General features: G+C 64.5%; 11 protein-coding genes and 1 tRNA gene. 2 read left to right on the top strand and 10 right to left on the bottom strand.

The window, feature by feature from the left end; all coding sequences use genetic code 11:
• Positions 1-9: 9 nt before the first annotated feature.
• The 5 genes from nrfD to ABWV23_RS08615 all read right to left on the bottom strand — a co-directional run bounded on the left by nrfD (position 10) and on the right by ABWV23_RS08615 (position 5,204).
• Positions 10-1,125, bottom strand: coding sequence for an NrfD/PsrC family molybdoenzyme membrane anchor subunit (gene nrfD, locus ABWV23_RS08635; RefSeq protein WP_353347004.1), 1,116 nt, complete (start codon positions 1,123-1,125; stop codon positions 10-12).
• Positions 1,125-1,886, bottom strand: a complete 762-nt coding sequence (gene dsrO, locus ABWV23_RS08630) for a sulfate reduction electron transfer complex DsrMKJOP subunit DsrO (RefSeq protein WP_353347002.1) — start codon at positions 1,884-1,886, stop codon at positions 1,125-1,127. Before dsrO ends, nrfD begins: the two co-directional genes overlap by 1 nt.
• A 96-nt stretch (positions 1,887-1,982) precedes the next feature.
• Positions 1,983-2,600 (bottom strand): response regulator transcription factor, encoded by a 618-nt coding sequence (locus ABWV23_RS08625; RefSeq protein ID WP_353347000.1) that lies wholly within the window; start codon positions 2,598-2,600, stop codon positions 1,983-1,985.
• Entirely contained in the window at positions 2,597-4,378 is a 1,782-nt protein-coding gene (locus ABWV23_RS08620) for a sensor histidine kinase (protein ID WP_353346998.1), read from the bottom strand. Before ABWV23_RS08620 ends, ABWV23_RS08625 begins: the two co-directional genes overlap by 4 nt.
• A gap of 514 nt (positions 4,379-4,892) precedes the next feature.
• The gene (locus ABWV23_RS08615; RefSeq protein WP_353346996.1) at positions 4,893-5,204 is read right to left on the bottom strand and encodes an ETC complex I subunit; all 312 of its coding nucleotides are present in this window, start codon (positions 5,202-5,204) and stop codon (positions 4,893-4,895) included.
• A gap of 157 nt (positions 5,205-5,361) precedes the next feature.
• On the opposite strand from ABWV23_RS08615, the gene uvrB reads away from it, so the two are divergent.
• Together uvrB and ABWV23_RS08605 are read left to right on the top strand one after the other, a co-directional pair.
• Positions 5,362-7,566: an excinuclease ABC subunit UvrB gene (gene uvrB / locus ABWV23_RS08610; protein ID WP_353346994.1), complete on the top strand. Its 2,205-nt coding sequence runs from the start codon at positions 5,362-5,364 to the stop codon at positions 7,564-7,566.
• A 306-nt stretch (positions 7,567-7,872) separates the two neighbouring features.
• Positions 7,873-8,937, top strand: a complete 1,065-nt coding sequence (locus tag ABWV23_RS08605; RefSeq protein WP_353346992.1) for a Hint domain-containing protein — start codon at positions 7,873-7,875, stop codon at positions 8,935-8,937.
• A gap of 291 nt (positions 8,938-9,228) precedes the next feature.
• Here ABWV23_RS08605 and ABWV23_RS08600 read toward each other — a convergent pair.
• The 5 genes from ABWV23_RS08600 to ureE all read right to left on the bottom strand — a co-directional run bounded on the left by ABWV23_RS08600 (position 9,229) and on the right by ureE (position 11,874).
• A tRNA-Ala gene (locus tag ABWV23_RS08600) sits at positions 9,229-9,304 on the bottom strand.
• A 48-nt stretch (positions 9,305-9,352) separates the two neighbouring features.
• On the bottom strand, positions 9,353-9,973 hold the full coding sequence (locus ABWV23_RS08595) for a hypothetical protein (RefSeq protein WP_353346990.1): 621 nt from the start codon (positions 9,971-9,973) through the stop codon (positions 9,353-9,355).
• A 134-nt stretch (positions 9,974-10,107) separates the two neighbouring features.
• Complete coding sequence (gene ureG / locus ABWV23_RS08590) at positions 10,108-10,737, bottom strand: urease accessory protein UreG (RefSeq protein ID WP_353346988.1); 630 nt, start codon at positions 10,735-10,737, stop codon at positions 10,108-10,110.
• A complete protein-coding gene (locus ABWV23_RS08585; RefSeq protein WP_353346986.1) occupies positions 10,734-11,390 on the bottom strand; it encodes an urease accessory protein UreF in 657 nt (218 codons plus the stop codon). Before ABWV23_RS08585 ends, ureG begins: the two co-directional genes overlap by 4 nt.
• Positions 11,374-11,874 (bottom strand): urease accessory protein UreE, encoded by a 501-nt coding sequence (ureE, locus tag ABWV23_RS08580; RefSeq protein ID WP_353346984.1) that lies wholly within the window; start codon positions 11,872-11,874, stop codon positions 11,374-11,376. The genes ABWV23_RS08585 and ureE overlap by 17 nt, the downstream gene beginning before the upstream one ends.
• Positions 11,875-11,889: the final 15 nt, after the last annotated feature.

Here is an 11,889-nt window from a genome sequence, read left to right as displayed (position 1 = left end):
TTGTTCTCCTCAGATGGAACGGGCTGGGTCGGCGGCGGTCCGAGCGTTGTCGGGTCGACCGGCCAGGGTCCATGGCACGAAGGTGGTGTAGGCGATGAGCAGGAACAGCCAGAGCCCGAAGGTGCCGATCACCCCCATCAACCCCGACAGCCCGGACGGCATCAGCGCGTCGTAAAGGCCGGATCCGACCTTGGGCACGGCTTGCCCGCCCATGAACACGGTCCAGCGGAACATCCACGCGGCATGGATGGCGATCAGGCCCGTGACCCAGCCGGACCGGCGCGGGAGGACAAGCGCGATCACGAAGGGCACGACAATGGACAGGGCCCCCCAAGCGGCGATCTTCTGCCATGTCGGAAACCCGGCCACCGAAGCCAAAGCCTCGCTATGGCGGGGCGAAAGGCCCGAAATCGCCAAGGCGAACCAAAGCCCACCAAGCACGGAGACGAGGCCCAGTGCGATAGCCAGACGGCGGTTCAACGCGGCCTCGAGATCCCCGTCACGGCTCAGGCTGCGTTCCAGAACGAGCATGACGCCCAGCGCCCCCACGGCCCCGGTTGCAGCGAATTGCAACGGCAGGAAGGGCGTGTTCCAAAGCGGACGCGCCCGCACGATCATGACCTCCATCCCGGTATAGGTCAGAATGCCCAGGGCCGCGATGCCGGCGCCGATCCCGATCAGCGGGGCAAAGGCATTGCCCGAACCCCCAAGGCTCAAAAGGCGAAACAGCCATGCAAAACGCCAGGTGTCTTGCCCCATCTGGAAAAAGGCGGGGCGATGCACGGCCCATGCAAAACCCAGCGTCAAGGCCACGTAACTGGGCACCACCCATGCGCCCCAGGCCATCCAGGACGTGCGGTGCGTATAGACGAAGAATTCCCAAAAGCGGAACGGCTGGTGCAAATCCGCCAGCAGGGCGATGGGGGCCGTGATCCCGGTCGTGACCGCGACCATCAACGCCAGGCGCGAGGCGGGCAGCGCGCCCTCCCGACCAAGGGCGAACCCCGGCAAGGCAATCAGCAGCGCCGTGGAAGAGACGGCAATCAGAAAGAAATATTGCACAGCCCAGGGCAGCCATGCCGCCTCGTGCACTGCGCCGACAAGTTCATGAACCTGATAGCCCATCACGCGCCCTCCTCATGAGTGGCCCCATGTGCGGTTTCCAGCGGCGGTTTATACGCGGCTTCACCTGCGACCCGCCCGTCGAGCACGTCATCAAGGCCGATGTAGTAGACATTGGGATTGGTGTGCATTTCGGGCCGCAACACCGAGACCTCGTTCTCGCGCAGCATTCTCGAGACTTCGCTTTCGGGATCGTTCAGATCGCCGAAATTGCGCGCGCCACCGACGCAGGTCTCGACACAGGCCGGCAAAAGCCCCGCCTGCGTGCGGTGGAAGCAAAAGGTGCATTTGTCCGCGACCTGGGTTTCGTGATTGATGAACCGCGCGTCATAGGGGCAGGCCTGCACGCAATAGGCGCAGCCGACGCACTTGGAGGCATCGACCAGCACCTCGCCATTCTCGGCCTTGAATGTCGCTTCGACCGGACAGACCGGTAGGCAGGGCGGATCGTCGCAATGATTGCACAGACGGGGCAACATCACCATTGCCGGGTCCTGGCCGTCCTTCACCAGTTCATAGACGGAAACATGGGTGCGAAAGGCGTCCTCGGGCACATCGTTTTCCATGATGCAGGCGACGGTGCAGGCCTGACACCCGATGCATTTGCGCAGATCGACGACCATCCCCCAATGGGCGGCAGTGCCGTCCGCCGTGCTGGATTGTGGGGCGGCCGTTGCGGACCGGCTGGCCCCCGCGACCGAGGCGGCGGCCCCGATGGTCACCTTTCCGACGGTCCCAAGAAAGCCACGGCGTGTCGTGTCCATTTGGCTGATCCTTTCTGTTCAAGGTCAACCAGAGGATAGTCGTGTCCCGGGGGGCGGCGGTATCGGCGGAAACCCGAAGCGCCTAGGGGTTAACCCCTAAGAGTCGGCCCAACCCGCCGCGACAAGCAGTCGCACAAGATCCGCCGCCGAGCTGGCCCCCATCTTGTCCATCACGTTATGACGATGGATTTCCACGGTTTTCAGGCTGATGCCCAGAGCGTCGGCGATCTGCTTGTTCTGGCGGCCTGCCAGAACCGCGCGGGCGATTTCCGTCTCGCGCGCGGTCAGGCTTTGCGTTCTTTCGCGCAGGGCCGCCGCCGTGCGTGCAGCATCCGCCTGTTGGCGGCTTTTGCTCAGGGCCTCCTTGATACGGTCGACCAAGGCCATGCCATCGACAGGTTTCTCGAAAAAGTCGATGGCGCCCGAGCGCATCGCACGCACGGCCATGGGCACATCGCCATGGCCGGTGATCATGATCACCGGCAGCGGGCAATTGCGGGCTTTCAACTCGTCCAACAACTCCAGACCGGTCATGCCGGGCATCCGTACATCCGCCAGAATGCAGCCCTCGGCCTGATCGCCCAGCGTGCCGAGCAGATCGAGGGCAGAGCCATGTTGCCGGATCTCGAGCCCCAGGGACGACAGAAGAAACCCAAGTCCTTCGCGTGCCGCGCGGTCGTCGTCCACGATATGAATGCTGCCTTCTTCACTCACCTGCGATCTCCTGCCGGGAGCCAGATCTCAACGCGCAGCCCGATCCCGTCTTCGGGCTGCCTTGCGCGCATCCAGCCGTCATGGGCGTCGATGATCGACCGGCTGAGTGCAAGGCCGAGACCGACGCCTTCGGTTTTGGTCGTATAGAAAGCCTCGGCGAAATGGTCCATCGCCTCTGGGGTCATGCCCTGGCCGTTGTCGCGCACCGAAATCGCGACGCCCGGTCCGCGGGGGCCGTCGTCGCGGGCCTCTGCGCGGATCGTCAAGGTGCGCTGGTTTTGCGGGGTCTGCTCCATGGCGTCGATCCCGTTCTGAACAAGATTCAGGATCACCTGCTGAAGCTGCACCGCATCCGCCATCAGGTTCGGCAAATCCTCCGCGATCTGCGTTTGAACATGCACCCCCGCCCGGTGGGCCGAGGCGGAATAGATCGAGGCGCAATCCCTGATCAGGGCGTCAGCGGCAACCGGGGCCAGCTGCCGTTCGCGTTTCCCGACGAAGGCGCGGATGCGCTTGATCATGGTGCTGGCGCGCTCCGCCTGATTTGCCACTTCCTGCGAGGCAAGCGTCATGTCCCTTTCCGAGAAATTGCCGGCCTTGAGCCGTAACAGGCAGCCCTGCGCATAGCTGGAAATCGCACTCAAGGGCTGGTTCAGCTCATGCGCGATCGAGGTGGCCATTTCCCCCAGAATGGACAGGCGCGCGACATGCTCAAGTTCACGCCGGTGCTGGCGGTCGGCCTCTTCGGCGTGTTTGCGTTCCACCATCTCGGTCTTGAGCGCGGCATTGGCATCCTTCAACGCCGCGGTGCGACGGCGCACCAATGTCTCGATCCGCACGGAATAAAGCGCCCAGAACATCAGCGCGACGACAAATACGATCAGCCAATCCCGATAATCCTGAACGAACTCGCGCAGCGACACCGGACCGACACGCACATAGGGGCCGATCTGAAGCTTGCGCATCAGATCGTGCACCGGCTGATAATCAAGTGGCACGGTCCAGCCGGTCGCCCCCTCCATTTGCATCAGCGCGACCGCGACCTGCTTGGCAAGCGCGGCCGAGGTCTGCGGCGCCTTGGCAAAGGGCCAACCGGGATAGACCGCGCTGGAACTTGCACATCCAACGGCGGCAGAGACATCCCCCTGCACCGCAAAGGCATGCAGCGTGTCGAAACGGGGGGATTTCCCCTGCAGCTCCTCAAGCATGCAGGTCCTGAGCACCGCCGCATCCGCCCGACCGTCAAGCACCGCCTCTGCCGCGGATTGCATCGGATAGCCGGTGATCACCAGTTCGACCTGTCGCGGAAGGGCGCTGTCGGTGTCCGCCATGTCCGACCAGACGATCTGAAACCCGCCAAAGGCTTCGGGCGCGACGATCGCAAGCCGCCGCCCGGCCAGATCGCCCAGTGTTTCAAGATCCCCGTTCGTCACAAGGGTCGAGGCCACCGGCCAATCGCCCTCGGCGGTGGCGATCCGGCTGATATGGTGGCTGTATTCAAGCGCGGCGTAATTTCCCGGGTTCGTAATGACGAAATCCAGCGCATGATCCGCCAGCGCAGCGTCGAGGCCATAAAGGTCCAAAGGAACGACGCGGAAGTCATGCTCGGGCAAGGCCCGGTTCAGGGCATCCTCGGTCGCGTGCCAATGATCGAGCGCATGCTCCGTCGACAGGTAGTCGAGAACACCGATCCGAAGCGGCTCCTCGGCTCGTGCCGTCGGGACCGCCAGTGCAAGTGTGACGAGGGAAAAGGAAAGTCGGGCGAGAAATGCAGTCATGGCTTGCGGCATTGGACAGGATGGCCACGCCAGATGCAAACCCCCGTCTTGCAGCGTGATCGAAATATGCGTGCGCGGCGGGTTTGTTGATGGCGGACATCATCAGAAACAGCGCGAGCTTCAATTCGGCTAAACAATCAGGGATTGAATTTTTTCTGATGTCTAAACAACTGACGAAGAAGGTCCGACGTCAGGACCATCCCCGCTGCCACTTGCCCCTCATCGAAGTCGCTGCCCGAGTCCAAGCGAAAGGGACGACTCACGCGGAAGCCCGAGTTTGTGCAACATCGCCGCTTTGGAACGCATTTCGGCCAGGGCCTTGGCAGGAGGCCTATCAAGCTGCCCGCTTTCCAAGCCGTCTCGGCCCTGTCCGGGGGGCCTTTGCCGCGGTGGTTGTGGGCATCTCACTTGGCCAAAGCAACGAAATCAACATATGGAAAAGGCGCCCGGCGGGCGCCCCGTATGTTGCTTCCAAACCGTCTTCGCGGGAACCTTACCGCGATTTACAAAAGGCTCAGTGGGTCCAGGGGCCGCGGCGGTCGGTGGCGAAATTCTCGCCATAGCCGCGCGGGCGGACGTTGGACTTGCGCTGGTGCGGCTCGACCACCTGGGCGTCGATGCCATGCGCCTCGGCGTAATCCAGCGCGGCCTGCTTGCTCTCGAACCGCAGGTGCACCTGAGCCTGGGTGTCGGAGGAGGAGGTCCACCCCATCAGGGGGTCCACATCACGGGCCGAGGCCGGGGCATATTCCAGCACCCAGTTGCGGGTCTTGGCCATGCCCGAGGTCATGGCGTTTCTGGCAGGTCGGTAAATCCGCGCGCGCATTGCAGCCTCTCTTTTCCGGTCGGTTGCCCCTATATGCGACAGTGCGCCGGGCGCGGCAAGGCGCGTTTTGTCCCGCAAGCGGGTGCGGGTTTTCCGCGCGGCCCCTTGCGCTGGAACAAAATGTGACCAAAATCCGGATCGAAGAGGATTCCCGCCCATGCCCTATGCCCATTCCGACAAATCCGCCCCCCTCCTGCACGCGCCGGCCCCGGACGTGAAAGACCGGCCCAAGCTGGAGGGCGGTAAGCGATTTGTCCTGGAGACCGAGTTTGAACCGGCGGGGGACCAGCCCACGGCCATTGCCGAACTCAGCCAGGGGGTGCGGGACGGCGACCGCGACCAGGTACTCCTGGGGGCGACGGGCACCGGCAAGACCTTTACCATGGCCAAGATCATCGAGGAAACACAACGCCCTGCGATCATCCTGGCCCCCAACAAGACGCTGGCGGCGCAGCTTTACGGGGAATTCAAGGGATTTTTCCCCGATAACGCGGTGGAGTACTTTGTCTCCTACTATGACTACTACCAGCCCGAGGCCTATGTGGCGCGCTCGGACACCTATATCGAGAAGGAATCGCAGATCAACGAGCAGATCGACCGCATGCGCCACTCGGCCACGCGGGCCCTGCTGGAGCGCGACGACGTGATCATCGTCGCCTCGGTTTCCTGCATCTATGGCATCGGTAGCGTCGAGACCTACGGCGCGATGACGCAGGACCTGGAGGTGGGCAAGGAATACGACCAGCGCGCGGTGATCGCCGACCTGGTGACCCAGCAGTACCGGCGCAACGATCACGCCTTTCAGCGCGGCAGTTTCCGGGTGCGCGGCGATGTGCTGGAGATCTTTCCGGCCCACCTTGAGGACCGCGCCTGGAAACTTTCGTTCTTTGGCGAGGAACTGGAGGCGATCACCGAGTTCGATCCGCTGACCGGCGAAAAGACCGGCAGTTTCGACCGCATCCGCGTCTATGCCAACAGCCACTACGTCACGCCGAAACCGACCATGCAGCAGGCGATCCAGGGCATCAAGAAAGAGCTGCGCCAGCGGCTTGACCAGTTGGTGGGCGAGGGCAAGCTGCTGGAGGCGCAGCGGCTGGAACAGCGCACCAACTTCGACCTGGAAATGCTCGAGGCGACCGGCGTCTGCAACGGGATCGAGAATTACTCGCGCTATCTCACCGGCCGCGCCCCGGGCGAGCCGCCGCCGACCCTGTTCGAGTTCATCCCCGACAACGCCATCGTCTTTGCCGATGAATCCCACGTCTCGGTGCCGCAGATCGGCGGCATGTACAAGGGCGACTATCGGCGCAAGTTCACGCTGGCCGAACACGGGTTCCGGCTGCCCTCCTGCATGGACAACCGCCCCCTCAAGTTCGAGGAATGGGACGCGATGCGGCCGCAATCGGTCTTTGTCAGCGCCACGCCCGCCAAGTGGGAGATGGAGCAGACCGGTGGCGTGTTCACCGAACAGGTGATCCGCCCCACCGGCCTTCTGGACCCCAAGGTCGAGATCCGACCGGTGGAGATGCAGGTGGACGACCTGCTGGACGAGGTGCGCCGCGTCACCGCCGACGGCTTCCGCACGCTGGTCACCACCCTGACCAAGCGGATGGCCGAGGACCTGACCGAGTACATGCACGAGCAGGGGATCAAGGTTCGCTACATGCACTCGGATATCGACACCATCGAGCGGATCGAGATCCTGCGCGACCTGCGCCTTGGCGCCTTCGACGTGCTGATCGGCATCAACCTTTTGCGCGAGGGGCTGGACATCCCCGAATGCGGGCTGGTGGCGATCCTGGATGCCGACAAGGAGGGGTTCCTGCGCTCGGAAACCTCGCTGATCCAGACCATCGGGCGGGCGGCGCGCAACGCCGAGGGGCGTGTCATCATGTACGCCGACCGGATCACCGGCAGCATGGAACGCGCCCTGTCCGAGACCGAGCGGCGCCGCACCAAGCAGATCGCCTATAACGAGGAACACGGCATCACCCCGGCGACGGTGAAGAAGAACGTCGAGGACATCCTCGCCGGTCTTTACAAGGGTGACGTGGACATGAACCGGGTGACCGCCAAGGTCGACAAGCCGCTGCACGGTGCCAACCTCGAGGCGCATCTGGACGGGCTGCGGCTGGAAATGCGCAAGGCCGCGGAGAACCTGGAGTTCGAAGAGGCCGCGCGCCTGCGCGACGAGGTCAAGCGGCTGGAGGCGGTGGACCTTGCCATCGCCGACGACCCGCTGGCGCGACAATCGGCGGTCGAGGCCGCAAGCGAGGCGGCAGTGCAATCGCGCGGCCGCTCCACCGCCGGCCGACCGGGACAGCGCGGCGGGGTGAAGCGGCGGGGAAAGTCGAGCCATTGAGCCGGTCGGTGCGGGCAGGGAGGTGGGCCATCCGCCCACCATCCTCCTGGATCACGTCATGGGGGCGTGGCCAAATTGCCCTCCTGACGCCGCGCCGCGCGCATAATCCCGAGCCCTTGATTTCATTGGAAATTTCCGTCGGGTGGACCGGGCCGCGTCAAGCGGTCGTCCTGAAGACCGGTGCCGCGCCCCGCGTGCGGTACATAAAGAATACAATCTAACCAACGGAAATCAAAAGGTCTTCCTTTGCCGGGCCTCGTTTGTTAATGTTTGAAAAAAATAATAGCAAGGCAGGCATACAGGCAGATGGAAACGGGCTTTCGTGGCACGTTCGTCATTTCCTGGTCGCAAACAGAGATCGACGGGCTCGATGACCCGCCGGTAAGTGCGCTCGAGGTGGGCGCGGCGTGGTCCTGGCGCGGCGATGTCGTGCGCGTGGACGGGCCGAACGGGCTGTTGCGGCTGGGCGGGGCGGACGGAGAAGCCGAGATACGCAAACGGGCGGCGCGCACGGTGCGGCGCCTCGTGGGCGCGGCGGTGCGCAATACCACCGACCTGTCGGCAGTCGAGGTCGACGACCCGCTGATGGAGCGGTCCTTTGTCGCGACCGACGGCGCCCGAAGCTATACCGTGACCGTGATCGAGACCGGGCCGGGGCGCCCGCCGCTGTTGATGTTCCTCGACGAGATGCCGCCTCGGCACACCGACCTCTGGGTGGTGCGCCACAGCCTGTCCGATCAGCCGTCACGCATGGTGGACGAAACCCGTGGCGGCGTGATCTGTTTCACCCCCGGAACCCGCCTGGAAACGCCCGAGGGATCGCGCCCGGTCGAGGCGCTGCGCGAGGGCGACCTGGTGCAGACCCGCGACAGCGGTGCGCAGCCGGTGCTTTGGATCGGTCGCCGTCGGATCACCGGCGCGCGGCTTCAGGTCATGCCGCAGCTGCGCCCGGTGCGCCTGTGTGCCGGCGCGCTCGGGATCGAGCGCCCGGATCAATCCCTGCTGGTCTCGCCCGAACACCGGATGCTGGTGCGGGGCAGGGCGGCGCATGCCCTGTTCAACACCGACGAGGTGCTGGTTGCCGCCCGTGACCTGGTCAACGGCACCACGGTGATCGAGGATCATTCGGTGCGCGAGGTGAGCTATGTGCACCTGCTGCTGCCCAACCACGAGATCCTGGTCGCCAACGGGGTGGAGACCGAGAGCTTTCACCCCGCCAACGCCGATCTGACCACGCTGGCCGGGGCGGACCGTGCGCGGCTGGTCGGGCAGCTTCCGGGGTTGGAAGCCGACCCGCATCTCTACGGCCCCTTCGCGCGCCGCAACCTGACGCGATCCGAGGCGGCGATCCTGATGCACGAGGCCGCGTAAGGGGCAACCTCGGCGCGCGTTGCCCCCTGACATCCCGACTGTGCCGCGGGGATTGAAGAAACGCATGTCAAAGCGCCACACGCCAGGATCGCGTGATTTGGCGGGGTAATGCCATGAGGTCGAGAGAACCCTTGGTCGATACGTGAAAAAAGTGGAATCGCCTTGAGGTGAACTGTGCTGAAGCCGACTTCCGCAGAGCCTGTGCGATGCAATCTTGGTGGAGGTTGTCAGGCGTTGAAACCGCCTTTCCATTCAAGGCGTTAGTGGTTTCTTCAACATAAGAGCGAGATTTGGTGGAGCCGAGGGGAATCGAACCCCTGACCTCGTCATTGCGAACGACGCGCTCTCCCAACTGAGCTACGGCCCCGACGCGGGAAAAATCGGAGAAAATCGCGCCGGATGCAAGGGGGGTGCGTCAATCTAGCAGGGCCAGCACCGGCCTGAAGATTTCCAACAAGGCCGAGCGCAACAGCACCTTGTTGGAGTTCACCGCCTGGGCGATCGAGGCGAAATGGCTGTTGTCCTTGCCCGCCGACCGCAACAGCGTCGTTTCCGCCTCGGCCAGCACCTTTGTGACATCGCGCTTGGCCTGTGACACCGCCGCCGGCTTGATGGCGCGGTAGGCTTGAAACCCTGCCCGCTTGCGGGGGGCCGTCGGGTCGGCATAGGTGCGGACAACCTTGTCAATCGACTTTTCGACGCTCTCCAGAACCTGACGGGCCGGCCGATAGGCCTGGTTTCCAACAAGTTTTCGAGCGGACAGCCGATAGACGATACGGTAACAGTCGAACCGATAGACCTCCGTCAGCTTCTGACAGCGCATGAAATCCCGTTTCAGGGTGCGCGTCACGGCCGCGGTCGCCCGTGTCGACAGGCCGGATGTCGATCCACCACCTTCGCCTCCAGCGCCGGCGCCACCTGCGCTGGCACCGTCAGTGCCTCCGCCGTACCCGTTATCGTTGCTTGCCGCCGCCGGCAGGGCCAGTGAAAGCGAAAGAACCAGAAACAACAATACGTGCGGGCGGTAAAACGGCATGCGGCACCTCCGGGCTTCCTACACCCTAGCACGATCGGGCGGGTGGCGGGAACCCGCTCATTGCCTGCAACGTGGGGCCTGCGCGTGTCCGGGTGGTTTGGCCGGCACCAGGCGGCGCCTGAGCGATGTTCCGCTCAGGCGTCTTCGGGGATCAGCAGCCCGCCGATCTCGCACAGGTTGGCGACGATGTCCGATACGCCCTCTCCCTTTCTGAGGGCGGCGAAGACGGTCTTGCCATCGCCGCGCATGCGCGCCGCATCGCGGACCATCACCGAGAGGTCGGCGCCGACATGGGGGGCCAGGTCGGTCTTGTTGACGATCAACAGATCGGACTTGGTGATCGCCGGGCCGCCCTTGCGCGGGATGTCCTCGCCGGCGGCAGTGTCGATGACGTAAAGCGTCACGTCGGCCAGTTCCGGGCTGAAGGTGGCCGACAGGTTGTCGCCACCGGATTCGATCAGCACGACATCGAGGTCGGGAAACCGTTCGGTCAGGTCGGCGATGGCGGCAAGGTTGATCGAGGCGTCCTCGCGGATCGCCGTGTGCGGGCAGCCGCCGGTCTCGACCCCCTTGATCCGGTCAGCGGGCAGCACCTGCTGGCGCATCAGCGCCTCGGCATCCTCGCGCGTGTAGATGTCGTTGGTGACGACCGCGACGGAGAGGTGGGGCGACAGGGCGCGGGCCAGCGCGGCGGTCAGCGTGGTCTTGCCGGCGCCGACCGGGCCGCCGATGCCCACGCGCAGGGGGCCGTTTGGGGATTTCATGAGCGGAACAACCTTGAATACTGGGTTTCGTGTTTCATAGAGGCAATATCGGCCAGAAACGCGGTGCTGGACAGATCCTCTGGCGACTCGCCGATTGCTTTTTCGGCGAGGGCTTCGATCAGCGGTGTCAGCGCGCTCAACAACTTTTGCCCGTCTGTCTGGCCGATGGGGATCAGGCGGATGCCGGCCGAGACCAGGTTGGAGGCAAAGGCGTGCAGATACATCCGCGCCGTCAGCAGGAGCGGCAGGCGATGCAGGTTTGCGGCATGCCCGAGGGCGACGGGATGGCACAGCCGTGGCACGTCCTCTTCCGGCCAGACGGCAACGGTGGTCTTGGCAAAGGCGTGGCCCTGCGCCTCGGTCTCCAGCAGACGCTCGGCCGAGGGGGCAAAGGCGCGGGCCTGCGCATCAATCGCAAGCACGGCCTCCGCCGTCTCGGCCTCGAACGCCGCTGCGAGAAAGGTCACGTCAGAGCGCCCCGCGCCATGGCGCAGCACGTCCTCGAGCCAGTCGCGGAAACTGTCGGTATCAAAGACATCGCCGACCGAGACCGCCCATTCCAGCCCGTGGCTATAGCTGAAGGCCCCCACCGGATAGGCGGGCGACAACCATTGCGCCAGCTTCAGGACCTGGCTGTCAGTGGGCGTGGTCATGGGAATGGCCGTGATCGTGCCCGCCGTGGGACTGGCCGTGATCGTGGCCGTGGGTGCGCCCAAGACCATAGGCGCCGCCCTCGGGGGTAAAGGGCTCCTCGACCTCGCGCAGGGTGGCGCCGATCAGCTGAAGCATGTCGCGGATCACGTGGTCGCGCTGGATCAGCAGCCGCCCGCTCTCGATCTGGCAGGGGGTATGGCGGTTGCCAATGTGCCAAGCCAGCCGCGGCAGGTCCGGGCCGGTCACCTCCAGCAGCGGCTCTCGGGCCGCGCAGACCGAGATCAGCCGCCCGTCCGCCAGCATCAGCGCATCTCCGGCATTGAGCGAGGTGGTCTTCGACAGGTCCAGAAGGAAGGTCAGCCCGCCATCGCCCACCAGCCGCTTGCGCCGCAGGAACCGGTCGTCATAGGTCAGCGTGACGGTATCGTCCGCCGGCTCGGCGGGATGTTGGCGCACCGTGCGCGCCACGGGCAGCACGTTCATGCCGCACCCCCGATC

It is taken from the genome of Aquicoccus sp. SU-CL01552 (assembly GCF_040365005.1).
Taxonomy (GTDB): domain Bacteria; phylum Pseudomonadota; class Alphaproteobacteria; order Rhodobacterales; family Rhodobacteraceae; genus Antarcticimicrobium.
This window is presented reverse-complemented; position numbering and strand designations above follow the sequence as displayed.

Bases quoted from the DNA above. Each gene is read 5' to 3' on its own strand.
- nrfD (WP_353347004.1), bottom strand. From the start codon at position 1,125: ATGGGCTATCAGGTTCATGAACTTGTCGGCGCAGTGCACGAGGCGGCA.
- ABWV23_RS08620 (WP_353346998.1), bottom strand. From the start codon at position 4,378: ATGACTGCATTTCTCGCCCGACTTTCCTTTTCCCTCGTCACACTTGCA.
- uvrB (WP_353346994.1), top strand. From the start codon at position 5,362: ATGCCCTATGCCCATTCCGACAAATCCGCCCCCCTCCTGCACGCGCCG.
- ABWV23_RS08605 (WP_353346992.1), top strand. From the start codon at position 7,873: ATGGAAACGGGCTTTCGTGGCACGTTCGTCATTTCCTGGTCGCAAACA.
- ABWV23_RS08585 (WP_353346986.1), bottom strand. From the start codon at position 11,390: ATGACCACGCCCACTGACAGCCAGGTCCTGAAGCTGGCGCAATGGTTG.
- dsrO (WP_353347002.1), bottom strand. From the start codon at position 1,886: ATGGACACGACACGCCGTGGCTTTCTTGGGACCGTCGGAAAGGTGACC.
- ABWV23_RS08595 (WP_353346990.1), bottom strand. From the start codon at position 9,973: ATGCCGTTTTACCGCCCGCACGTATTGTTGTTTCTGGTTCTTTCGCTT.
- ureE (WP_353346984.1), bottom strand. From the start codon at position 11,874: ATGAACGTGCTGCCCGTGGCGCGCACGGTGCGCCAACATCCCGCCGAG.
- ABWV23_RS08615 (WP_353346996.1), bottom strand. From the start codon at position 5,204: ATGCGCGCGCGGATTTACCGACCTGCCAGAAACGCCATGACCTCGGGC.
- ureG (WP_353346988.1), bottom strand. From the start codon at position 10,737: ATGAAATCCCCAAACGGCCCCCTGCGCGTGGGCATCGGCGGCCCGGTC.